This window comes from Streptomyces sp. NPDC016677, from assembly GCF_055562815.1.
This window is the reverse complement of the sequence record NZ_JBVHEO010000008.1, coordinates 279,309-301,220: the sequence shown is the minus strand read 5'-3', so window position 1 is coordinate 301,220 and position 21,912 is coordinate 279,309. Positions and strand designations below refer to the sequence as shown.

General features: G+C 71.1%; 21 protein-coding genes and 2 riboswitches. Of the genes, 12 read left to right on the top strand and 9 right to left on the bottom strand.

Translation table 11 applies throughout. From position 1 onward, the window contains the following. Positions 1 to 163 precede the first annotated feature (163 nt). From ACZ3IG_RS23095 to ACZ3IG_RS23065, 7 genes are all read left to right on the top strand, one after another. Entirely contained in the window at positions 164 to 1,402 is a 1,239-nt protein-coding gene (locus ACZ3IG_RS23095) for a L,D-transpeptidase (protein WP_467434343.1), read from the top strand. A gap of 40 nt (positions 1,403 to 1,442) precedes the next feature. Further along, positions 1,443 to 2,210, top strand: a complete 768-nt coding sequence (locus ACZ3IG_RS23090) for an enoyl-CoA hydratase/isomerase family protein (RefSeq protein ID WP_467434342.1) — start codon at positions 1,443 to 1,445, stop codon at positions 2,208 to 2,210. A 261-nt stretch (positions 2,211 to 2,471) separates the two neighbouring features. Then, on the top strand, positions 2,472 to 3,005 hold the full coding sequence (locus ACZ3IG_RS23085; protein ID WP_467434341.1) for an ATP-binding protein: 534 nt from the start codon (positions 2,472 to 2,474) through the stop codon (positions 3,003 to 3,005). A gap of 65 nt (positions 3,006 to 3,070) precedes the next feature. Then, positions 3,071 to 3,697 (top strand): ADP-ribosyltransferase, encoded by a 627-nt coding sequence (locus tag ACZ3IG_RS23080; protein WP_467434340.1) that lies wholly within the window; start codon positions 3,071 to 3,073, stop codon positions 3,695 to 3,697. A gap of 115 nt (positions 3,698 to 3,812) precedes the next feature. Continuing rightward, a complete protein-coding gene (locus ACZ3IG_RS23075) occupies positions 3,813 to 4,025 on the top strand; it encodes an EF-hand domain-containing protein (protein ID WP_215170915.1) in 213 nt (70 codons plus the stop codon). 192 nt (positions 4,026 to 4,217) lie between these two features. Then, positions 4,218 to 4,940 carry a FadR/GntR family transcriptional regulator gene (locus ACZ3IG_RS23070; protein ID WP_467434338.1) on the top strand — a complete coding sequence of 241 codons (723 nt, stop codon included), beginning with the start codon at positions 4,218 to 4,220 and terminating at the stop codon, positions 4,938 to 4,940. Between the two features lie 43 nt (positions 4,941 to 4,983). Further along, entirely contained in the window at positions 4,984 to 5,676 is a 693-nt protein-coding gene (locus ACZ3IG_RS23065; protein ID WP_467434374.1) for an NADPH-dependent F420 reductase, read from the top strand. A gap of 15 nt (positions 5,677 to 5,691) precedes the next feature. On the opposite strand, the gene ACZ3IG_RS23060 is transcribed toward ACZ3IG_RS23065, so the two are convergent. The 9 genes from ACZ3IG_RS23060 to gcvT all read right to left on the bottom strand — a co-directional run bounded on the left by ACZ3IG_RS23060 (position 5,692) and on the right by gcvT (position 15,704). Further along, positions 5,692 to 6,249: a glycoside hydrolase family 25 protein gene (locus tag ACZ3IG_RS23060; protein ID WP_467434337.1), complete on the bottom strand. Its 558-nt coding sequence runs from the start codon at positions 6,247 to 6,249 to the stop codon at positions 5,692 to 5,694. 130 nt (positions 6,250 to 6,379) lie between these two features. Then, on the bottom strand, positions 6,380 to 7,801 hold the full coding sequence (locus ACZ3IG_RS23055) for an MFS transporter (RefSeq protein ID WP_467434335.1): 1,422 nt from the start codon (positions 7,799 to 7,801) through the stop codon (positions 6,380 to 6,382). Positions 7,802 to 7,923: 122 nt separating this feature from the next. Further along, positions 7,924 to 9,567, bottom strand: a complete 1,644-nt coding sequence (locus tag ACZ3IG_RS23050; protein WP_467434334.1) for a substrate-binding domain-containing protein — start codon at positions 9,565 to 9,567, stop codon at positions 7,924 to 7,926. Positions 9,568 to 9,782: 215 nt separating this feature from the next. Further along, positions 9,783 to 10,517, bottom strand: a complete 735-nt coding sequence (locus ACZ3IG_RS23045; RefSeq protein ID WP_467434333.1) for an SDR family NAD(P)-dependent oxidoreductase — start codon at positions 10,515 to 10,517, stop codon at positions 9,783 to 9,785. Between the two features lie 152 nt (positions 10,518 to 10,669). Then, positions 10,670 to 11,233, bottom strand: a complete 564-nt coding sequence (locus tag ACZ3IG_RS23040; protein ID WP_467434332.1) for a TetR/AcrR family transcriptional regulator — start codon at positions 11,231 to 11,233, stop codon at positions 10,670 to 10,672. A gap of 89 nt (positions 11,234 to 11,322) precedes the next feature. Continuing rightward, complete coding sequence (locus ACZ3IG_RS23035; protein ID WP_467434331.1) at positions 11,323 to 12,690, bottom strand: L-serine ammonia-lyase; 1,368 nt, start codon at positions 12,688 to 12,690, stop codon at positions 11,323 to 11,325. Between the two features lie 95 nt (positions 12,691 to 12,785). After that, on the bottom strand, positions 12,786 to 14,060 hold the full coding sequence (glyA, locus tag ACZ3IG_RS23030) for a serine hydroxymethyltransferase (RefSeq protein WP_467434330.1): 1,275 nt from the start codon (positions 14,058 to 14,060) through the stop codon (positions 12,786 to 12,788). Positions 14,061 to 14,072: 12 nt separating this feature from the next. Then, positions 14,073 to 14,453 (bottom strand): glycine cleavage system protein GcvH, encoded by a 381-nt coding sequence (gene gcvH / locus ACZ3IG_RS23025; RefSeq protein WP_467434329.1) that lies wholly within the window; start codon positions 14,451 to 14,453, stop codon positions 14,073 to 14,075. Between the two features lie 132 nt (positions 14,454 to 14,585). Further along, on the bottom strand, positions 14,586 to 15,704 hold the full coding sequence (gene gcvT / locus ACZ3IG_RS23020) for a glycine cleavage system aminomethyltransferase GcvT (RefSeq protein WP_467434328.1): 1,119 nt from the start codon (positions 15,702 to 15,704) through the stop codon (positions 14,586 to 14,588). A gap of 39 nt (positions 15,705 to 15,743) precedes the next feature. Beyond that, positions 15,744 to 15,871, bottom strand: a riboswitch (glycine riboswitch). Continuing rightward, a riboswitch (glycine riboswitch) is annotated at positions 15,872 to 15,966 on the bottom strand. Between the two features lie 179 nt (positions 15,967 to 16,145). Here gcvT and ACZ3IG_RS23015 point away from each other — a divergent pair. The 5 genes from ACZ3IG_RS23015 to ACZ3IG_RS22995 all read left to right on the top strand — a co-directional run bounded on the left by ACZ3IG_RS23015 (position 16,146) and on the right by ACZ3IG_RS22995 (position 21,815). Next, the gene (locus tag ACZ3IG_RS23015; protein ID WP_467434327.1) at positions 16,146 to 16,823 is read left to right on the top strand and encodes an AAA family ATPase; all 678 of its coding nucleotides are present in this window, start codon (positions 16,146 to 16,148) and stop codon (positions 16,821 to 16,823) included. Between the two features lie 46 nt (positions 16,824 to 16,869). Further along, the gene (locus ACZ3IG_RS23010; protein WP_467434326.1) at positions 16,870 to 17,643 is read left to right on the top strand and encodes an enhanced serine sensitivity protein SseB; all 774 of its coding nucleotides are present in this window, start codon (positions 16,870 to 16,872) and stop codon (positions 17,641 to 17,643) included. 197 nt (positions 17,644 to 17,840) lie between these two features. Next, on the top strand, positions 17,841 to 18,638 hold the full coding sequence (locus ACZ3IG_RS23005; RefSeq protein ID WP_215166606.1) for an enhanced serine sensitivity protein SseB C-terminal domain-containing protein: 798 nt from the start codon (positions 17,841 to 17,843) through the stop codon (positions 18,636 to 18,638). 308 nt (positions 18,639 to 18,946) lie between these two features. Further along, positions 18,947 to 19,954, top strand: a complete 1,008-nt coding sequence (locus ACZ3IG_RS23000) for an ABC transporter permease (RefSeq protein WP_467434325.1) — start codon at positions 18,947 to 18,949, stop codon at positions 19,952 to 19,954. 70 nt (positions 19,955 to 20,024) lie between these two features. Further along, positions 20,025 to 21,815 carry an ABC transporter substrate-binding protein gene (locus ACZ3IG_RS22995; RefSeq protein WP_467434324.1) on the top strand — a complete coding sequence of 597 codons (1,791 nt, stop codon included), beginning with the start codon at positions 20,025 to 20,027 and terminating at the stop codon, positions 21,813 to 21,815. Positions 21,816 to 21,912: the final 97 nt, after the last annotated feature.

The following is a 21,912-nucleotide window of genomic DNA, read 5'->3' as shown; positions in this document are numbered from 1 at the left end:
GCCCCCGGTCTGCCCCGGTGCGGAAACCGGCCGGGCCCGACTCGGTACACAACAGTGACAAACGACCCCTGCAAACCCCCGCTGGCCTGCGGTTACGATGCGCCGGTGCGCGCAGGCGCACTTGGGGTGCGGGCCGGACCAGGCCCGGCGAGGGGAGAACAACGTGAACGTGCGTCCGATATCGGGGGCTTCGGCACGGGGGCGGATCGGCCGGAGGCTGTCGGCGCTGGCCGTCGGGTCGCTGCTGCTGGCGGTGACCGCGTGCGGCGGGGCGGGAACGGAATCCGGGTCCGGGGCCGGTGACGGCGAGGGGAAGGGCTCGGACACCGCGCGGAGCAAGCAGTCCGAGGCGGTCGTCAGCATCGCCCCGGCCAACGGCGCCAAGGCCGTCGACACCAGCGGAGCGCTGAAGGTCGGGGTGGCCAAGGGCAAGCTCACCGAGGTCGTGGTGAAGGACGGCGACGGGAAGAAGGTCGACGGAGAGATATCCGGGGACGGCGCCACCTGGACGCCGTCCTCCCACCTGGCCGCCTCCACCGCGTACTCGGTGCACGCGGTCGCCAAGGACTCCGAGGGCCGCACCGCCGCCGAGGACTCCCGCTTCACCACCCTGACGCCGAAGAACACGTTCATCGGCACCTTCACGCCGGAGGACGGCTCGAAGGTCGGCGTCGGAATGCCGTTCTCGATCCGCTTCACCCGGGGCATCACCAACCCCGAGGACGTCGAGAAGGCCATCAGCATCAAGACCGAGCCCGCCGTCGACGTCGAGGGCCACTGGTTCGGCAACGACCGCATCGACTTCCGCCCCGAGAAGTACTGGAAGGCCGGCACCAAGGTCACCGTCGACCTCAACCTGGACGGCGTCGAGGGCCGCGACGGCGTCTACGGCGAGCAGGCCAAGAAGGTCTCCTTCACCATCGGCCGCAACCAGGTCTCCGTCGTCGACGCCAAGAACCTCACCATGAAGGTCCAGCGCGACGGCAGGACCGTCAAGACCATCCCCGTCACCACCGGCGCCCCGGGCTACGAGACCTGGAACGGCCAGATGGTCATCAGCGAGAAGCTGTCGGTGACCCGGATGAACGGCGAGACGGTCGGCTACGGCGGCGAGTACGACATCAAGGACGTCCCGCACGCCATGCGGCTCACCACCTCCGGCACCTTCATCCACGGCAACTACTGGGGCGGCGACGCCTTCGGCAACCGCAACGCCAGCCACGGCTGCGTCGGCCTGCGCGACACCCAGGGCGGCTGGGACGAGGACGCGCCGGGCGCCTGGTTCTTCGCGAACTCGATGATCGGGGACGTGGTGGTCGTCAAGAACTCGAACGACGCCACCGTGGCCGCCGACAACGGCTACAACGGCTGGAACATGTCCTGGGAGAAGTGGAAGGCGTGAGCCTTATCCGACGCCGTTAGTCCCCGTTAACCTGCGGGGCATGACCGTACACCTCGAAGTCGCCGACGGCGTCGGCACGCTGCGGCTGGACCGTCCGCCGATGAACGCGCTGGACACCGCCACCCAGGACCGGCTGAAGGAACTCGCCGAACAGGCCACGGCCCGCACCGACGTGCGGGCCGTGGTGCTCTACGGCGGCGAGAAGGTGTTCGCGGCGGGCGCGGACATCAAGGAGATGCGGGTGATGGACCACGCGGCGATGGTGCTGCGGGCCCGGGCCCTCCAGGACTCCTTCACGGCCGTCGCCCGCATCCCCAAGCCGGTGGTCGCGGCCGTCACCGGCTACGCGCTCGGCGGCGGCTGCGAACTCGCCCTCTGCGCCGACTACCGCATCGCCGCCGACGACGCCAGGCTGGGCCAGCCCGAGATCCTGCTCGGCCTGATCCCGGGCGCCGGCGGCACCCAGCGGCTGTCCCGGCTGATCGGCCCGTCCAAGGCCAAGGACCTGATCTTCACCGGCCGCCAGGTGAAGGCCGGCGAGGCGCTGGCGCTGGGCCTGGTGGACCGGGTGGTCCCGGCCGCCGAGGTCTACGCGCAGGCCCACGCGTGGGCGGCCCGGCTGGCCCGGGGCCCCGCCATCGCGCTGCGCGCGGCGAAGGAGGCGGTGGACACCGGACTGGAGACGGACCTCGACACCGGCCTCGCCGTCGAACGGAGCTGGTTCGCGGGCCTGTTCGCCACCGAGGACCGGGAGCGCGGGATGCGCAGCTTCGTCGAGGAGGGGCCCGGCAAGGCGAACTTCACCTGAACGGAGCGCCGTTGACGCGGCGTAGGGCCGGAGTCCCTCGTTGGGGCGGTTTGCGGCGGGCTCGGCGCACCCTCGGGCCTGCCGGGGAAGCGATGGCCACCGGTCCGCGCCGCTCGAATCATCTGCCCAGTTCACCGGGTGACTTTCGATTTTCGATGTGCCTGGGGCATACGCCAGAAGCCCTCCGCGTACGGGGTCCCGCACCGGCTCGTAATCCCCAAGACGGCCCCGGAGGGTGCTGTCGGCGGCCATGATGGGGGCATGGCGGGGCTGGAGGACACGGGGCAGCCACGGGGAGCCGGACGTGCGACCGCTGCGCGCTGGTCGCCGGCGGTCGAGGACGAACACGCGCTCAGGGCGGTCGAGTTGTTCGGGGACCCCACGGAGGGCGAGGTTCCGCTGCCCTCCCGCCCGGAGTCCGCGGCCACCGCCCGCCGGCTCGTCCAGGTCGTCGTCCTGCGCCAGTGGCAACTGGGACCCAAGCACGCCGAGGACGCCGTCCTGCTCGTCTCCGAACTGGTCGGCAACGCCGTACGGCACACCGGTGCCCGCGTCTTCGGCCTGCGCATGCGCCGCCGTTCCGGCTGGCTCCGCGTCGAGGTCCGCGACCCCTCCCGGGGGCTGCCCTGTCTGATCCCGGTCCAGCCGCTGGACATCAACGGACGGGGCCTCTTCCTCGTCGACAGGCTGGCCGACCGCTGGGGCGTCGACCTGCTGCCGCGCGGCAAGACGACGTGGTTCGAGATGCGGGTGACGAGCCCTAGCACCATCTCCGGTCAGCGCGCGGGGAGTTGAGGGGACACGCCACCCACGGGTGACGTTCCACGGCCCGGCCGCCCCGGGCCGTGATCCTGCTGCCCATGATCCTTACTCGCCTGCGCCGCCGTGCCACCGCCGCCGCCCTCTCCCTCGCCGCCGTCCTCGCCACGTCGGCCGCCACGCTCCCCGCGACCGCCGCGGGGACCGCCGCCGGGGCCCCGGCCGCCGTCAAGGCCGCCGCGCCCTCCTGCCCCGTCTTCGACGACAAGCTCAAGGCCGCCGCCGACCGCCGCGTCGACCTCGGCCGCATCACCCCCGCCCCCGCCTGGCGCACCACCTGCGGCACCCTCTACCGCAGCGACGGCCGCGGCCCCGACGTCGTCTTCGAGGAGGGCTTCCACCCCAGGGACGTGGTGGACGGCCAGTACGACATCGAGCAGTACGTCCTGGTCAACCAGCCGTCCCCGTACGTGTCGACCTCCTACGACCACGACCTGTACAAGACCTGGTACAAGTCCGGCTGGAACTACTACATCGACGCCCCCGGAGGCATCGACGTCAACCGGACCATCGGTGACACCCACCGGTGGGCCGAGCAGGTGGAGGTCGCCTTCCCCGGCGGCGTCGACCGGCGGTACGTCATCGGCGTCTGCCCCGTCGACAAGAAGACCAAGACCGAGATCATGGACGAGTGCCGGAGCAACCCGCACTACGAGCCCTGGCACTGACGCCTCCCCCCGGCGTGGGTGGTCGCCGCACCGGCCGTGAGGCCGGAACGTTAATCTGACCAGCGTCAGTACGACGACCACGGCATGACCAGAGCACGAGATGAGGGGCGGATCGGTGGCGGACATCGAGGAAGCACGCAAGCAGTTCGACCGGATCGACGCGGACGGCGACGGTCGCATCACCCCGGCCGAGTTCAAGACCGCCCTGGCACAGGGCGGCGACTGGAACGTCACCGAGTCCGTCGCGGAGGCGATCATCAAAAGCCGCGACCTGGACGGCGACAAGCTGCTGTCGTTCGACGAGTTCTGGGCGTTCCTCGACAAGTGACGCGTGAGGGGCGTCCGTCCGGTGACCGGGCGGACGCCCCCGTGCGGCGCGGGCCCCGCCCGCGCCGCCGGGACGGAGGGGCCCGCCTCCCCGGGACCTCCACCCCGTACCCGGCTTACGGACGAGTGAGAATGGGGAGCGGCCGGGGAACTCCCCGCCCGCCGCCGTTCCCGCTCGTCGATTGGTGACCCCATGCCGCTAGGCGCCGTCCGCCCCAGCCCCCTGGTCGAACAGGCCACCGCCCGGCTGCGCGAGCAGATCACCGGCGGCCACTGGCCGGTCGGCACCCGGCTGCCCGGCGAGACCACCCTTGCCAAGGAGCTCGGCGTGGGCCGCTCCACCGTCCGCGAGGCGCTGCGCGCCCTGGCCGGCGCGGGGCTGGTCCAGCCACGGCAGGGCGCCGGTGTGTTCGTCATCGCCACCGAGCCCGCCGAGGACTGGCCGGCCCGGCTGCGGCGCGCCGCGGTGACGGACGTCTACGAGGTCCGGATGGCCGTCGAGGTGCACGCCGCCCGGCTCGCGGCCCACCGCCGCACCGACGACGACGTCACCGCCCTGCACACCGCGCTGGCCGGCCGCCGGGCCGCGTCCACCGCGGACGACGCGGCCTTCGTCGACGCCGACATCGCCTTCCACACGGCGGTGGTCGCCGCCGCCCACAACCCCGTGCTGGCCGACCTGTTCACCGAGTTCACCCCCGTACTGCGGGACGGCCTGGTCGACCTGCTCGCCCTCACCGGCCTGCGCGCCACCGAACCCGCCCACGGCGACGCCGCCCACGCGGCCCTGGTCCGCGCGGTCGAGGAGGGCCGGGCGGAGCAGGCGGCGGACATCCTGCGGGCGGAACTGGAAGATCCGTTCGGGCCGGGGCACCCGTCCGCCCCGGGGCACCCGGACGGCCGTACGGAGGAATAGCCCGCCCACCGGACCGGTTACGGATGCCCGACGGCAACCTCGTATCCACGACCCGAAAGGCCAGGCGAGTCGGATGAAGATCGGCATCATCGGCGCGGGCAACATCGGCGGCAACCTCACCCGGCGGCTCACCGCCCTCGGTCACGAGGTCTCCGTCGCCAACTCCCGCGGCCCGCACACCCTCACCGCCCTCGCCGAGGAGACCGGCGCGACGCCCGTCCCGGTCGAGGAGGCGGCCCGTGGCGCCGAGATCGCGGTGGTCGCGGTCCCGCTGAAGGCGGTCCGCGACCTCCCCGCCGGCCTGTTCGCCGAGGCGGCGGACGGCCTGGCGGTCATCGACACCGGCAACTACTACCCGCGGCAGCGCGACGGCCGCATCGCCGGCATCGAGGACGAGGGCCGCACCGAGAGCCGCTGGACGGAGCAGCAGCTCGGCCACCCGGTCGTCAAGGCCTTCAACGGCACCTACGCCCAGGACATCCTGGACCGCGCCCGCCCGGCCGGTGACCCCGACCGCATGGCCCTCCCGGTGGCCGGCGACGACGCGGCGGCCAAGGCGAAGGTCCGCGCCCTGATCGAGGAACTGGGGTTTGAGGCGGTCGACGCGGGCGGCATCGACGACTCCTGGCGCCAGCAGCCGGGGGCGCCGGTGTACGGGCTGCGCGGGGGCGCCGAGGCGGTCAGGAAGGCGCTGGCGGAGGCGTCCGCGGAACGTCCGGCGGAGTACCGGGGCTGAGACCGGCCCGGCGGGTCAGGCCCCGTCCGCCCACTTCTTCAGCGCCGCCTTGCTCTCGAAGTCGGCCACGTTCTTGTCCAGCGGGTCGGACGTGTACTGGTGGAAGCGCCACTTGGCCTGGATGCGCGGCTTGCCCGCGGAGACGTAGTCGGCGATCCACAGGCCGTCGCCCGCGTAGGACGTGGTGTCGACGGTCAGCCAGAAGTTCCGGTTGCAGTACAGGATGATCCGGTTGTCCGGCCGCAGCTCCTTCAGCTTCTTGATGAAGCGGTCCTTCTCGGAGTTGCTCGCGTGCGTGCCGTCGCCGGTGGTCTCCCAGTCGACGGCGAGGATGTCACCGGCTCTGTCGGGGGCCTTGGAGACGAAGTACTCGGCCTGGGCGGTGAGGTTGCCCGGCCACAGGAAGTGGTAGAAGCCGACGACGAGACCCGCGTCGCGGGCCCGTTCGGTCTGGGCCGACAGCTTGGGGTTGGTGTACGAACGGCCCTCCGTCGCCTTGACGAAGACGAAGGAGAGGCCGTCCGTGTCGTAGGTGTCGGACTGGTAGGCGCTCACGTCGATGCCGCGGAGCATGAGGACTCCCTCAGGTGCCTTGTGTGGTCCAAGTGCGGTGGGGTCGGGAGTTGTTGTTATGCCCGGGATCGACCACGGTACGCCGGGCGCGTGGAGGCACGGCTTCCGCGATGGTGAACGCCGGTCGGACTCAGGATGCGGGGGAGGTCGCCGGGGCGTGCGCGTCGCCGGCGGGCGCGGGGGTCTCGCCGCCGTCGCCCTCGTCCAGGGAGACGTTCTTGGTCTCCTTGCCGAGCAGCAGCGCGATCAGGGTCAGGACGGCCATCGAGGAGAGGTAGACGCCGACCAGCCACGGCGAGCCGTCCCCGGCCTCCCACAGCGCCACCGCGATGAACGGGGCGACGGCCGCGCCGAGGATCGAACTGACGTTGTACGAGATCCCGGAGCCGGTGTAGCGCACGCTGGTCGGGAAGAGTTCCGGCAGCAGCGCGCCCATCGGGCCGAAGGTCATGCCCATCAGGGTGAAGCCGAGGACCAGCCACAGGATGACGCCGAGCGTGCCCAGGCCGATCAGCGGGACCCAGACCAGGCCGAAGACGACGATCGCGGCGGTGATCCAGATCAGGGTGGAGCGGCGGCCGTACTTGTCCGCGATCGGGCCGGAGACCAGCGTGAACGCGGCGAAGAACAGCACGCCGAAGATCATCATCAGTACGAAGGTGGTGTAGCTGTAGCCGAGGCCGGGCACGGCGGCGTCCTTCGCGGTGCGGCCGTAGCTGAGCGAGAACGTGGTCATCAGGTAGAAGAGCACGTACGTCGCCAGCATGATGAAGGTGCCCAGGACCAGCTGCTTCCAGTGGCCCTGGACGACCGTGGCCAGCGGCAGCTTGCGGACCTTGCCGGACTCCCGCGTCTTGGCGAACACCGCCGACTCCACCAGCCGGGAGCGCACCCACAGGCCGATCGCGACCATCACGGCGGAGAACAGGAACGGGATGCGCCAGCCCCAGCTCGCGAAGGCCTCGGAGGGCTGGGTGGGGTCGGCACCCGCCGAGGACGGCAGCAGTGCCCCGATGATCAGGAACAGGCCGTTGCCGATGATGAAGCCGAGCGGGGCGCCGAGCTGCGGGAAGGTGCCGTACAGGGCGCGCTTGCCGCGCGGCGCGTTCTCGGTGGCGACCAGCGCGGCACCGCTCCACTCGCCGCCGAGCGCGAAGCCCTGGGCGAGCCGCATCAGCACGAGCAGCGCGGTGGCGACCCAGCCGGCCTGCGCGTACGTGGGCAGTACGCCGATCAGGAACGTGGCGATGCCCATCGTGAGCAGCGAGACCACCAGCGTCTTCTTGCGGCCGAGCCGGTCCCCGAGGTGTCCGAAGAAGACGGCGCCGACCGGACGGGCCACCATCGCGGCGCCGAAGACCGCGAAGGAGGAGAGCAGGGCCGTGGTCGGGTCACTGCTCGGGAAGAAGAGTTTGGGGAAGACCAGGACCGCCGCGGTCGCGTAGATGTAGAAGTCGTAGAACTCGATCGTCGTGCCCATGAGGCTGGCGATCAGGACGCGGGACCGCGGGTTGACGGGTGTCTGGGCCGGGCCGGTTGCTGGTGCGGGCATGTCTCGGTCTTTCACGTGCGAAAGTACTGGTGCCCCAACGATCTCAGGCGTCTTATTTTCTGGAAAGCGCATATCAGTATGTAAGACGCCGGCTGGCGCGCGGGCCGCCGCGGTGCGACGGCTCAGATCGGCCGGCACTCGCCGGAGTTCTCCGCTTCGGAGCACAGGCCGTGGCCGTGCTGGTGCAGTATGTCGCGGCCGCTCTGCTGGGTGAGGAAGTTCAGGAAGGCCGCCGCCGGTGAGCCGGCCGGGGCATTGCCGTAGGTGTAGGCGTACTCGGTCTGCCAGTAGGGGTAGTTGGTGTCCTCGACGCCTTCCGCCGTCGGTTCCTTGCCGTCGATCTTCAGCTTGACGAACCGGTCGGCGTCCTTGTGTCCGTCGGCCTTCGCGGTCTCGCTGTAGCTGATGGCCCCCCGCATCGAGGCGGTCTCGTTCAGCAGGACGTCCGGGTTGTCGTCCTCGCAGCGGCCGTACCGGTCCGGATCGAGGGACGCGCAGTCGGTCACGGTGAACTGGGGCGGCTCCTCGCCCTTGAGGACCTTGGCGACGAGGGTGCTGCGGGTGCCCGAGCCGGGGTCGCGGTTGATCAGGTGGACGGGCACGTTCTCGCCGCCGACCTGGTTCCAGTTCGTCACCCGGCCGGCGAAGATGTCGCGGATCTGGGCCTGCGACAGGTTCTCCACGCCGGCCGATTCGTTGACGACGATGGTGAACACGGAGATGGCGATGGGCTGGGGGACCAGCCGGGGATGGCCCTTGGACGCCAGACCGTCGGTGAAGGTGATGTGGGTGCCGAGCCCCTTGCCGACCTCGACCTTCGCGTCCTCGCCGGCCTGGTCCAGGGCGGAGACCCCGTCGGTGCTGCCCTCGAAGACGTCGTCCCCGAGCGGGATGGTCAGGCCGGCCCCTTCGCAGCGCCTGAGGAAGTCCTCGGCGGCGGCCCGCACGGCCGGCCCGAAGGCGGTGGAACCGTGCAGTTCGAGGGTGCCTTCGACGCAGTCCAGCGGGGGCCGCCGGTCGTCGCGCCAGATGAGCGTGAAGCAGGCCTGGAGGCCGACGCCCGCGATCAGTATCCAGATGAGCCACCACGCGGGCCGGGAGGCGAAGACATGGCTTTCGGTCCTGGTCGCCTGCAACCGGAAGAACTTCTGCAGGCTGTCGTACCAGCGGCCCTCTCCGTCGGTGCCGGTGACCTCGGGCTTGGGGAACTTGTCGGTACTGTCGTCGCCGGCCCAGCGTTCCAGTACGACCAGCACCTTGTACTCGGACCCCCGGGGCAGCGTCACCTTCGGCAGCCGGACGACGCCCGTGCGCTCCGCCTCGTTGTTGTCGCGGCGGAAGCCGTCCTTGGCGACGGTGGTGACGACGTTGTTGTCGTCCGTCTCCTGCCGGAAGAAGAAGTCGGGGATCTCCGCCTGGCTGGGATCGGTGAGGACCACGGCCGCGACCCGGCGGTTGCGGAAGGTGACCTTGATGCCGTAGGCGTCGTTGGGGTCGGCCAGGTAGTCCTCAGGGACGATCTTGGCCGACCCGGCGTTCTCGACGCGCAGCAGCACGAACGAGGGGTCCCTCAGCTCCGTCCCGTTGTGCTGCATGTCCCCCAGCACGTCGGCGTACGGCTTGCCGGTCACGTCGGCGGCCAGGGTGTCCATCTGCACCCGGTAGCCGAGCCGCTTGCGGCCCACGACGGCGAACTCCCACAGGAACGCCCCGACCGGGAAAGCGACACTCAGAATCGCGATCCACTGTTCCACTTGTTCGTTCATCGCAGGTCCCCCCGGATTCCCGGCCATGTACGCGGTGACAGGGTGCCCAGGGTGACGAGTGGGGGCGGCTTGTCGCGAGCGGTGCCGCAATCCTCCGGCTGTTGTTCATCCGTGAGTCATCTACGCAACGTTCCGTTCGCCGGCCGTGCCGGACGGGGCGGCGAGCACCCCGGACCGTGCGTGGGACACACCTGCGTCGGTGCTCGCTGGAGCGCTCATACCTGCGCGTATCCACCGTCGGCGAAGAACTCGGCGCCGTTGACATAGCTCGACGCGTCCGAGGCGAGGAACGTCGTCACGGCGGCGATCTCCTCGGGCTCGGCGAGCCGGCCGAGGGGAACCGCGCCTTCGGCCTGCTTGAGCGTCTCGGGCGGGACCAGTTCGAGCAGCCCGGGGGTGCGCGTACCGCCCGGGGACACGACGTTGACCCGGAAGCCGTGGGTGCGCGCGCTCAGGGCCCAGCCGCGGGCGAGCGTGCGGACCGCGGCCTTCGAGGCCGCGTAGACCTCGAGTCCCGGGTCGGGCCGTGTCGCGGCGGTCGAGCCCGTCAGGATCACCGAGGCGTTCGTGCTGAGCAGCGGCAGCGCCTGCTGGACTGTGAAGACCGTTCCCTTGACGTTGGTGGCGAACACCGAGTCGACCAGCTCTTCCGTCACCTCGCCGAACGGCGCGGCGGTACCGACGCCGGCGTTGACGACCAGCACATCGACGCGCCCGGCCTGGTCGCGCACGGTGCTGTAGAGCGCGTCGAGCTCTGAGGGCACCGAAGCGTCGCAGACCACGCCGGTCACGCCAGGTCCCAGCTCGGCGACCGCGGCGTCGAGCGCGTCTCTGCGGCGACCGGTGATGAACACCGTGGCGCCCTCGTCGCGGAACGCGCGCGCGGTCGCGAACCCGATGCCGGTGCTGGCCCCGGTGACCACGGCGACCTTGTCCTGCAAGACGGCCATGCGCTCTCCCCGAAAGTTATGGACCTATGAGTCCATAACTCTCCCTGATATGGACCGGTCAGTCAATAACGTTCGCATGGCTGTGCCGCACCCGCGACGTACGGCCGGACATCTGCCGGGTCGCGATGCGGTCGCCGGCCGGTGCCCTGCCGCTACCGCGCCGGAGGGGGCAGCAGCCGTGCCAGGGCGGACCGGCCTGTCGCGGAGAGCGCTCCGACGTCCATGCCGGTGCGCCCGAGAGCGATGAGGCCGAGTTGTGCGACGAGGGCCGCGCGGGCGGTCTCGGCGGGGTCGGTGCCGGGGTCGAGGTCGCCTTCGCTCCGGGCGCGCTCCAGTGCCGCGGTGAGGATGGTGGTGATCGCGTCGTAACTGCGGCGAGCCTCAGCCGCGACGTCCGGAGTGCTGGCGGAAAGCTCGGCGTTGCTGTTGGCCAGCAGGCAGCCCCGGCGCGCGACCGCCCCGGTCGGATCGCCGGTCAGGCCGAGCACGAACTCGCGCACCACGTCGATGCCCCGCGCCGCGGACGCCAGACGCTCGCGCAGCACCAGCAGGTTCGCGTCGTCGTAGTCGCGCAGCACCCGCAGGAACAGGCTGCGCTTGTCCCCGAACGCCCCGTAGAGGCTGCCTTTGCCCAGCCCGCTCACGCGCAGCAGGTCGTCCATCGACGTCGCCGCGTAGCCCTTGTCCCAGAACTCGTCCCGGATGGCGAGAAGCACGCGATTCTCATCGAATGCACGAGGTCGAGGCATACCCGCACACTACAAGTCGTGGACCGTACGGGTCACGACGGACGGCGACCGTCCGCCTAGCACTCGATGATGTTCACCGCGAGCCCGCCCCGGGCCGTCTCCTTGTACTTGACCGACATGTCGGCGCCGGTCTCCTTCATGGTCTTGATGACCTTGTCCAGGGACACCTTGTGGCTGCCGTCGCCGCGCATCGCCATCCGGGCCGCGGTGACCGCCTTCACCGCGGCCATGCCGTTGCGCTCGATGCACGGGATCTGGACCAGGCCGCCCACCGGGTCGCAGGTGAGGCCGAGGTTGTGCTCCATGCCGATCTCGGCGGCGTTCTCCACCTGCTCCGGGCTGCCGCCCAGCACCTCCGCCAGCGCGCCCGCCGCCATCGAGCAGGCCGAGCCGACCTCGCCCTGGCAGCCGACCTCGGCGCCGGAGATGGAGGCGTTCTCCTTGAACAGCATGCCGATCGCGCCGGCCGCGAGCAGGAAGCGGACCACGCCCTCCTCGTCGGCGCCGGGGACGAAGTCGAGGTAGTAGTGCAGGACCGCCGGGATGATGCCGGCGGCGCCGTTGGTGGGGGCGGTGACGACCCGGCCGCCGGCCGCGTTCTCCTCGTTCACGGCCATCGCGTACAGGGTGATCCACTCCATGGCGAGGGCCTTCGGGTCGCCCTCGGAGCGCAGCTTGCGCGCGGTGTGCGCGGCGCGGCGGCGGACCCCCAGGCCGCCGGGCAGGATGCCCTCGCGGGACATGCCGCGGGCCACGCACTCCCGCATCACCCGCCAGATCTCCAGCAGGCCCGCTCGGATCTCCTCCTCGGTGCGCCAGGCGCGCTCGTTCTCCAGCATCAGCGCGGAGATCGACAGGCCGGTCTCCCGGGTCAGGCGCAGCAGCTCGTCGCCGGTGCGGAAGGGGTACTTCAGCACCGTGTCGTCGAGCTTGATGCGGTCCGCTCCCACCGCGTCCTCGTCCACGACGAACCCGCCGCCCACCGAGTAGTACGTCTTGGCCAGCAGCTCCGTGCCCGCGGCGTCGTACGCCCACAGCGTCATGCCGTTGGCGTGGTACGGGAGGGTCTCGCGGCGGTGGAGGACCAGGTCCGCGTCGACGTCGAACGGGATCTCGTGCTCGCCGAGGAGGCGGAGCCGGCCGTCCGCCCTGATCGCCGCGACCCGCTCGTCCGCCGTCTCCACGTCCACCGTGCGCGGCGACGCGCCCTCCAGGCCGAGCAGGACCGCCTTGGGGGTGCCGTGGCCGTGGCCGGTCGCGCCGAGGGAGCCGTACAGCTCGGCCCGGACGGAGGCGACGGAGCCGAGAAGCTCCTCGTTGCCCAGGCGGCGGGCGAAGATGCGGGCCGCGCGCATCGGGCCGACCGTGTGCGAACTCGACGGCCCGATGCCGACCGAGAACAGGTCGAAGACCGAGATGGCCACGGGGACTCCTCAAGACGGGGGTGGTGCAGAGGGTGGGGTGGGGTGCCGGGCCCGCTCGTGGCAGGCCCGGCGCCCCGGGGTGCCGGCACTCCGGGCTACTTGTTCGGCCCGGCGTCCAGCGTGGCGTACAGCGGGTGCTTGCCGGCCAGGGCCGTGACCCGGGCCTTCAGCGCCCGGGCGTCGTAGGACGGCTTCAGCGTTTCGGCGATCACGTCCGCGACCTCGGCGAAGTCCTCGGCGGTGAAGCCGCGGGTGGCCAGGGCCGGGGTGCCGATGCGCAGACCGGAGGTCACCATCGGCGGACGCGGGTCGTTCGGGACGGCGTTGCGGTTGACCGTGATGCCGACCTCGTGGAGGCGGTCCTCGGCCTGCCGGCCGTCCAGCTCCGCGTCGCGCAGGTCCACCAGGACCAGGTGGACGTCCGTGCCGCCGGTGAGCACGGAGACACCGGCCGCCTTCGCGTCGTCCCGCACCAGGCGCTCGGCGAGGACGCGGGCGCCTTCCAGGGTACGACGCTGGCGCTCCTTGAACTCCTCGCTCGCCGCCACCTTGAAGGCGACCGCCTTGGCGGCGATCACGTGCTCCAGCGGGCCGCCCTGCTGACCGGGGAAGACCGCCGAGTTGATCTTCTTGGCCAGTTCGGCCGTGGAGAGGATCACCCCGCCGCGCGGGCCGCCGAGGGTCTTGTGGGTCGTGGTGGTGACCACGTGGGCGTGCGGCACCGGGTTCGGGTGCAGGCCCGCCGCGACCAGACCGGCGAAGTGCGCCATGTCGACCATCAGGTACGCGCCGACCTCGTCCGCGATCCGGCGGAACGCGGCGAAGTCCAGCTGCCGGGGGTAGGCCGACCAGCCGGCCACGATCAGCTTCGGCTTCTTCTCCTTCGCCAGGCGCTCCACCTCGGCCATGTCGACCAGGCCGTCGTCGCCCACGTGGTACGGGACGACGTCGTAGAGCCTGCCGGAGAAGTTGATCTTCATGCCGTGGGTCAGGTGACCGCCGTGGGCGAGGTTCAGGCCCATGATCGTGTCGCCCGGGTCCAGCAGCGCGAACATCGCCGCCGCGTTGGCCTGGGCGCCGGAGTGCGGCTGCACGTTGGCGTGCTCGGCGCCGAACAGGGCCTTGATCCGGTCGACGGCGATCTGCTCGACGACGTCGACGTGCTCGCAGCCGCCGTAGTAGCGGCGGCCCGGGTAGCCCTCGGCGTACTTGTTGGTCAGCACCGAGCCCTGGGCCTCCATCACCGCGGCCGGCGCGAAGTTCTCGGAGGCGATCATCTCCAGGGTGGACTGCTGGCGGCGCAGCTCGGCGTCGACGGCGGCGGCGACGTCGGGGTCGAGTTCGTGCAGGGGGGTGTTCAGGAGGGTCATCGCGAGGGCTCCTCAGCCGGCCGAGAAGGCGGTGTACTCGTCGGCGGAGAGCAGGTCGGCCGGCTCCTCGGCGACGCGCACCTTGAACAGCCAGCCGCCCTCGAAGGGCGCGGAGTTCACCAGCGACGGGTCGTCGACGACGTCCTCGTTGACCTCGGTGACCTCGCCGGAGACGGGGGAGTACAGGTCGGAGACCGACTTGGTCGACTCCAGCTCGCCACAGGTCTCGCCCGCGGTCACGGTGGCACCGGTCTCGGGGAGCTGGACGAAGACGACGTCACCGAGGGCGTTGGCCGCGTGCTCCGTGATGCCGACCGTCGCGACGCCGTCCTCGGCGGCCGACAGCCACTCGTGCTCCTTGCTGTAGCGGAGCTGCTGGGGGTTGTTGCTCATGGCTGGATTCTCCCGTAAGAGGTGGAGTGGCGGTGAATGAGGGGGATGCCGGAAGGCGGATGTGCCCGCTCCCGGCGCCGGTCGCTGACCTGTGGACCTGTGGAGCGGCTTGCCGGTGTCCGGCGCGGTCGCTTACTTCTCGCGCCGGTAGAACGGCAGCGCCACGACCTCGTACGGCTCGTGGCTGCCGCGGATGTCCACGCCGACCCCGGGCGTCCCCGGGGCCGCGTGCGCCGCGTCGACGTACGCCATCGCGATCGGCCTGCCCAGCGTGGGGGAGGGGGCGCCGGAGGTGACCTCGCCGATCACCCGGCCGCCGGCGACCACCGCGTACCCGGCGCGCGGGACCCGGCGGCCCTCGGCGACCAGGCCGACCAGGACGCGCGGGGGGCTGTCCTGGGCGCGGGAGGCGGCCTCGGTCAGCGCCGCGCGCCCCACGAAGTCGCCCTCCTTCTCGAACTTCACCACCCGGCCGAGCCCGGCGTCGAAGGGCGTCAGCGCGGTGGTCAGCTCGTGCCCGTACAGCGGCATGCCCGCCTCCAGGCGGAGCGTGTCCCGGCAGGACAGGCCGCACGGCACCAGACCGGCCGGCGCGCCCGCCTCGGTCAGCGCCCGCCACAGCCGCTCCGCGCCGTCCGGGGCGACGAACAGCTCGAAGCCGTCCTCGCCGGTGTAGCCGGTGCGCGCGATCAGGGCGGGCACGCCGGCGACGGTGCCCGGCAGGCCGGCGTAGTACTTCAGCCCGTCCAGGTCGGCGTCGGTCAGCGCGGCGAGGACGCCCGCCGCCTCCGGCCCCTGCACGGCGAGCAGCGCGTAGGCGTCCCGGTCGTCGCGGACCTCGGCGTCGAACCCGGCCGCCCGCTCGGTGAGCGCGTCCAGCACCACCTGGGCGTTGGAGGCGTTGGCGACGACCAGGTACGTGTCGTCGGCCGTCCGGTAGACGATCAGGTCGTCCAGGATGCCGCCGTCTGCCCGGCAGATCATGGTGTAGCGGGCGCGGCCCGGCCGTACGGTGGAGATGTTGCCGACCAGCGCGAAGTCCAGCAGCGCGGCGGCCTGGGGGCCGGTGACCGTGATCTCGCCCATGTGCGAGAGGTCGAAGAGCCCGGCCCGGGTGCGTACGGCGGTGTGCTCGTCGCGCTCGGAGCCGTAGCGCAGCGGCATGTCCCAGCCGGCGAAGTCGGTCATGGTCGCGCCGAGTGCGCGGTGCACCGCGTCGAGCGCGGTGCGGCGGGGCAGGGTACTGCTCATCGGTCGTCTCCCAGGGCAGGACGGCACGGGCGAGGAAGGCCCTCCCCATCTGTCATCGGTACCTGAGAGGTTCGCCGTGACCACGCCGGTCACCGGAGTACCGGTCGTGGTCAGGACTTGCACCTTGGGTGGGGCCGCCCGGACGGCGGCCCGCTTTTCAGATGTGCCTCGCCCGCGCGGTGACGGGGCCTGAGAGATTCAAGGGAGGAACTTGCTCCTTCGGCGCCCCGGCGACGACCGGGGACTCTCCCGCGCGGATTCAAACGGCCGGTATGCAGTTGGCGCGGCCACAGTAGCACCGCCCCCGGCACCGGCCCCGGCGCCGCCTTTGTGACCGGCTTGTGGCGCGGAACGAACGAAATCGCGAGACCGCGGCATTACCTTCTCTTTACACTCGACGGGGATGGAACACGTGAACCGCCCCAGGGGAGGACGATCACGGTGAACAGGACCACGGCGTACGCCACGACCTCGGGACTCGCGCTGCCCGAGCAGCACACGGCCCCGGCCCGGGAGGCGTGCGCCGAGCGGCCCGCACCCGTCGTCCGCGACCTGCGGGACCGCGCGGGCCGCAGCCCGCACGCCCTGCTCTTCGGCCCGAAGGACCTCGTCGCGGTCACCGGCCTGCCCGGCAGCGGCAAGTCCACGCTGATGGAGCGGACCGTGCGCGGGACCCGCATCGACTCGCAGGACTCCCGCGACCGCTGGGACCGGCGCATGCCGCGCTTCCTGCCGTACGCGGTCTACCGCCCCCTCGTCCGGATCGCCCACTACGCCGGGCTGCGCCGCGCCCTGCGCTCCGGCGAGGGCGTCGTCGTGCACGACTGCGGCACCCAGACCTGGGTGCGCCGCTGGCTGGCCCGCGAGGCCCGGCGGCGCGGCGGCACCCTGCACCTGCTGCTGCTCGACGTCGACGCCGAGCAGGCGCTCCAGGGCCAGCGCGAGCGCGGCCGGGGCGTGTCCCGGTACGCGTTCCTGCGCCACCGCACGGCCACCCACCGGCTGCTGAGCGCGGCCCAGCGGGGTGAGTTGCCGCCCGGCTGCGGCGCCGCCGTCCTGCTCGACCGCGCGGCCGCCGACACCCTGCGCCGGATCGGCTTCACCGGCTCCGACCGGTAGCCTTTTCAGCCACACCAGCGGTTCCCCACAGGCGGTAGGCGAGCAGATGGACTTCCCGGCGCAGGCGCAGGCGCACCCTCACCCGCACGGCGGATGGCCCGGCAACGAACTGGAGGAGGTGCTCTCCGCCGCCCTCGGCGTGCCGGGCGCCGGCGGCCGGATAGTCGAGGTCCTCGGCCGCAGCTTCGTCTGGGTTCCGCTGCCGGGCGGCGGCGGCCCGCGCAGCGGCCCCCTGGACCTGCCCACGCTGGAGATCCAGGGCCAGGCGTACGTCCCGGTGTTCAGCTCCGAGGAGCAGTTCCGCCAGGTCGTCGGCGCGCACATGGCGTACACCATCGCGCCCGCCGTGGAGTTCGCCCGCGGTCTGCCCCCACAGGTCGGCATCGCCGTCAACCCGGACGGTGTCGTCGGCATCCCGCTGCCGCCGCCCGCCGTGGCCGAGCTGTGCCGCGCCGGACGCGGCCCGCTGGACGGCCCCGCCGGCGGCGGCCGGGTCCGGCTGTTCGAGCCCGACTGGCAGGACGACCCGGTGGACTTCCTGTCCGCGGCCTCCGCCGAGTTCGCCGCGACCGGCGTGGTCCGCACCGCCCGCCGCTGCCTGGCCGCCATCGAGACCGCCGACCCGGTCATGTTCGTCGGCGTCGAGCTCGCCCACTGGGAGGGCGACGCCCGCGCCGTCCCGCTGGACGCCCTCGGCCGCGCCCTGGGCCGCGTCCCGGTCAAGTGGCCGGTCAACCTGGTCCTCCTGGAGGCGGCCCAGGACCCGGTCTGCGACTGGATGAGGGAAGCGGTGCGGCCGTTCTACCAAGGGGACTTGTAGACGCCCCCTGAGGGCCGGCGCCCCACCGGGGGCGCGGGGCCGTACCGGCACGCGGCTCCGCCGCGTGGGCGCGACCAGCCACGACGCACCCGCCCCCGCCCGCGAACCGCAACCCCCGGGCCGGCAGGCGCCCGGCAACCACGGCGCGACTTAAGCTGGACCCCCACCACGCACGCTTCCCGAAGGGTCGGTAAAACGTGAGCGCGAGCGGTACCGCCGCAGCCGGGCAGGTCGAGCACATGCTGCGCCAGGTGACGCCCGGCCGCTACGACGCCTACGAGTCTCTGCTGCGCGCCCTCGCGGCCCCCGATTCCGGCCAGGTCTGGATGCTGCTCTGGCACGGCCAGGCGGGCTCCCCGGACGCCCAGTACGGGAACATGGAGGTCGACGGCCACGGCTACGCGCCCTGCGTCACCTCCGCCCAGGAGCTGTCCGCCAGCGGCTGGAACCGGTCCTACGAGGTGGTCGACGGGCTGGAGGTCGCCCGCGCCCTGTTCCCCGACCGCTTCGGCCTCTGGCTCAACCCGCACGCCCCGGGCGGCGGTGTCGGCATCCCCTGGCTCGACCTGCGCCGCATCGCCACCGGCCTGGACCGCCAGCCCGCGGGCCCGCTGCGGCTGTCCGAACCGGCCATCGAGACCCCGCAGTTCTACGCCCTGCTGACGCAGAACGCCCACCGCACCCCGGTCGTCCGCTCGCTGCGCCGCGCCTGGGTGCAGCCGGCGCTCGGGGCGCCGTACCTGGCCATCGGCCTCGACGTGTACGACACCTCCCCGCCCGCCGTCGGCGCGGTGCGCGCGATGATGCAGCAGTCCGTCGGCGCGGTGCCGGACGGGCTGGCCGTGTCGACCGTGGCGATGTCCGACGCGCTCGACCCGGTCGCCATGTGGCTGCGCTCCAACGCCCGCCCGTTCTACGACCGCGAGGCCCACGCGGCCCCCGCCCAGGCGCCCGCGGCCGGGTACGGCTACCCTCCGGCGGGCGGCCGGTACTGACGGCGGAGGATGAGATTCCGCTGAGTGGCGGAGTGATCTCCGCGCGTAGAGCGAAGGGGAACGTCCCCTTCTGTCCCCGGTGTCCCAACTCCTCCATGTCCGCAGGGTGTTACCCGGCGTCCGGATAACGGAAACCCTCATGCAGCATCACGGTTGCGCATCCATTCACCGCCAAGTCTGGCAACAGATCGCCATGGCGTTGAAGACTCCCGCACCAGGGGTGTTCGCCCCTTGTACTACGGACTGATCACGCCGCCACAGCGGCAAGTGCGGGCCGGCTACCGCCGGTTGAGAGGGGTCCCTGCCAGATGACGGCACCATTGCACGAGCCGACCGCCGAAGCGGCCCCGAGCGCTGCCGAGGAGGCGGCGGTCGCCGGCGCCGAGGCGAAGTCGGTACAGGGCCGGTCCCTGGGCCGTATCGCCTGGGAGCGCCTGAAGCGGGACAAGCTCGCCCTCGCGGGCGCCGTCGTGGTGCTCTTCCTCGTCGTGGTCGCGCTGCTGGCGCCGGTCATCACGGGGCTGCTCGGGCAGGACCCGAACGAGTACCACGAGGACCTGATCGACCCGCTGTTCGGCACTCCCGTGGGCTCGCTCGGCGGGATCAGCGGCGACCACCTGCTCGGTGTCGAGCCGGTCAACGGCCGCGACATCTTCGCCCGCATCCTCTACGGCGCCCGCATCTCGCTGCTGGTCGGCTTCCTCTCCGCCGTCGTGGCCGTCATCCTCGGCACGGTCCTCGGTGTCCTGGCCGGCTTCTTCGGCGGCTGGGTGGACTCCGTCATCAGCCGGGTGATGGACGGCCTGCTGGCCTTCCCGCAGCTGCTCTTCATCATCGCGCTGGTCTCGGTGATGCCCAACGACATGCTGGGCCTGCACGGAACCGGCGTGCGCGTCTTCGTGATGATCCTGGTCATCGGCTTCTTCGGCTGGCCGTACATCGGACGCGTGGTGCGCGGCCAGACGCTCTCGATGCGTGAGCGCGAGTACGTCGAGGCCGCCCGTTCCCTGGGCGCGGGGCAGCTGTACATCCTGTTCAAGGAACTGCTGCCCAACCTGGTCGCGCCGATCATCGTCTACACGACGATGATGATCCCCACCAACATCCTCACCGAGGCGGCCCTCAGCTTCCTGGGAGTGGGTGTCAAGCCGCCCACGGCATCGTGGGGGCAGATGCTGTCGAGCGCGATCGAGTACTACGAGTCGGACCCCATGTACATGGTGGTCCCCGGCGTGGCGATCTTCATCACCGTGCTCGCCTTCAACCTCTTCGGCGACGGCGTGCGTGACGCGCTGGACCCGAAGGGCTCCCGCTGAACACCCGCACGCACAAGCGTCCCGTGGCACCTGCACGGGGTCTCTCATCTAATCCGGAGGATCCGAGATCGTGACTACCCAACGCACCTCAGGGCGGCGTAAGCAGGCTCTGGCCGCTGCCGCAGTGGTCGCCGCGCTGCTGACCACGGCGGCGTGCGGCGGCGGTGACAGCGACGGGGGATCGAAGAACGGCGCGGCCGGCTTCGACGCCGCGAACAACAAGGTCGCCCAGGCGTCGCAGGCCAAGAAGGGCGGCACGCTGAAGTTCGGCGGCGCCCAGGACGCGGACTCCTGGGACACCACGCGCGGCTACTACGGCTTCATGTGGAACTTCTCCCGTTACTACAGCCGTCAGCTCGTCACGAACAAGACGGAGCCGGGTGCGGCGGGCGCCGAGATCACGCCGGACCTCGCCACCTCGACCGCCGAGGTCTCCGACGACGGCAAGACGTACAAGTACACCCTCCGTGACGGCATCACCTGGGAGGACGGCAAGCCGATCACGTCCCAGGACATCAAGTACGGCATCGAGCGCGTCTGGGCGCAGGACGTGCTGTCCGGCGGTCCGACGTACCTCAAGGAGGTGCTCGACCCCAAGGGTGAGTACGAGGGCCCGTACAAGGACAAGTCCAAGGACAAGCTGGGTCTGAAGGCGATCGAGACGCCGGACGACAAGACCATCGTCTTCAAGCTGCCGAAGGCCAACTCGGACTTCGAGGAGATGCTGGCGCTCACCTCCGCCTCCCCGGTCCGCCAGGACAAGGACACCAAGTCCAAGTACGGCCTGCACCCGTTCTCCTCCGGCCCGTACAAGTTCGAGTCCTACACCCCGGGCAAGGAACTCACCCTGGTCCGCAACACGGAGTGGAAGCAGGACTCCGACCCGGTCCGCAAGGCCTACCCGGACAAGATCACCATCGAGTTCTTCTCCGACGCCAACCAGCTCGACCAGCGTCTGATCAACGGTGACATCGACATCGACATCAACCAGACCGGCATGTCGCCCCAGGGCCGTACCACGGCGCTGAAGGAGTACAAGGGCAACCTCGACAACCCGGTCTCCGGCTACATCCGCTACGCGGTCTTCCCGCAGAGCGTGGCGCCGTTCGACAAGCTGGAGTGCCGCAAGGCCGTCATCCTCGGCGCCGACCACGTCTCGCTGCAGACCGCGCGCGGCGGCCCGATCGCCGGCGGTGACATCGGCACCAACATGCTGCCGCCGTCCGTCCCGGGCGCCGAGGGCCAGAAGTACGACCCGTACAAGATCGCCGGGGACAACAAGAAGGGCAACGTCGAGGAGGCCAAGGCGGCGCTGAAGGCCTGCGGCCAGCCCAACGGCTTCAAGACCACCATCGCGGTCCGCAACAACAAGCCGGTCGAGGTGGCCACCGCCCAGTCGCTCCAGGCGTCGCTGAAGAAGATCGGCATCACCGCCGAGATCGACCAGTACGACGGCTCGCAGACCGCCGGCATCATCGGCAGCCCCTCGAACGTCAAGAAGAAGAACTACGGCATCATCATCATGGGCTGGGGCCCGGACTTCCCGTCCGTCCAGGGCTACGGTCTGCCGCTGTGGGACAGCGACTACATCCTGGAGAGCGGTAACAACAACTACGCGCTCATCAAGGACAAGGAGATCGACGGCCTGTTCGACGACTACGTCGACACGCTGGACGACGCCGGCAAGGCCAAGATCGCCACGGAGATCAACCACAAGGTGATGGAAGGCGCGTACTACCTGCCGTTCACCTTCGAGAAGTTCGTCAACTGGCGCTCCAGCCGCCTGGCGAACGTGTACACCTCCGACGGTTACAGCGGTATGTACGACTTCGTCAACCTCGGCCTGAAGTCCACGAAGTAACCGGCAAACACCCGCCGTACGGCACGAAAGGCAGGTGAAGGCCGGCGCGGCGTGACCGCGGGCCCCGGATGATCTCCGGGGCCCGCGGTACCGCGGC

Excerpts from the sequence above, each read along its gene's own strand:
- ACZ3IG_RS23090 (WP_467434342.1), top strand. The coding sequence starts at position 1,443 with ATGACCGTACACCTCGAAGTCGCCGACGGCGTCGGCACGCTGCGGCTG.
- ACZ3IG_RS23085 (WP_467434341.1), top strand. The coding sequence starts at position 2,472 with ATGGCGGGGCTGGAGGACACGGGGCAGCCACGGGGAGCCGGACGTGCG.
- ACZ3IG_RS23080 (WP_467434340.1), top strand. The coding sequence starts at position 3,071 with ATGATCCTTACTCGCCTGCGCCGCCGTGCCACCGCCGCCGCCCTCTCC.
- ACZ3IG_RS23070 (WP_467434338.1), top strand. The coding sequence starts at position 4,218 with ATGCCGCTAGGCGCCGTCCGCCCCAGCCCCCTGGTCGAACAGGCCACC.
- ACZ3IG_RS23060 (WP_467434337.1), bottom strand. The coding sequence starts at position 6,249 with ATGCTCCGCGGCATCGACGTGAGCGCCTACCAGTCCGACACCTACGAC.
- ACZ3IG_RS23055 (WP_467434335.1), bottom strand. The coding sequence starts at position 7,801 with ATGCCCGCACCAGCAACCGGCCCGGCCCAGACACCCGTCAACCCGCGG.
- ACZ3IG_RS23050 (WP_467434334.1), bottom strand. The coding sequence starts at position 9,567 with ATGAACGAACAAGTGGAACAGTGGATCGCGATTCTGAGTGTCGCTTTC.
- ACZ3IG_RS23045 (WP_467434333.1), bottom strand. The coding sequence starts at position 10,517 with ATGGCCGTCTTGCAGGACAAGGTCGCCGTGGTCACCGGGGCCAGCACC.
- glyA (WP_467434330.1), bottom strand. The coding sequence starts at position 14,060 with ATGACCCTCCTGAACACCCCCCTGCACGAACTCGACCCCGACGTCGCC.
- gcvH (WP_467434329.1), bottom strand. The coding sequence starts at position 14,453 with ATGAGCAACAACCCCCAGCAGCTCCGCTACAGCAAGGAGCACGAGTGG.
- gcvT (WP_467434328.1), bottom strand. The coding sequence starts at position 15,704 with ATGAGCAGTACCCTGCCCCGCCGCACCGCGCTCGACGCGGTGCACCGC.
- ACZ3IG_RS23010 (WP_467434326.1), top strand. The coding sequence starts at position 16,870 with ATGGACTTCCCGGCGCAGGCGCAGGCGCACCCTCACCCGCACGGCGGA.
- ACZ3IG_RS23000 (WP_467434325.1), top strand. The coding sequence starts at position 18,947 with ATGACGGCACCATTGCACGAGCCGACCGCCGAAGCGGCCCCGAGCGCT.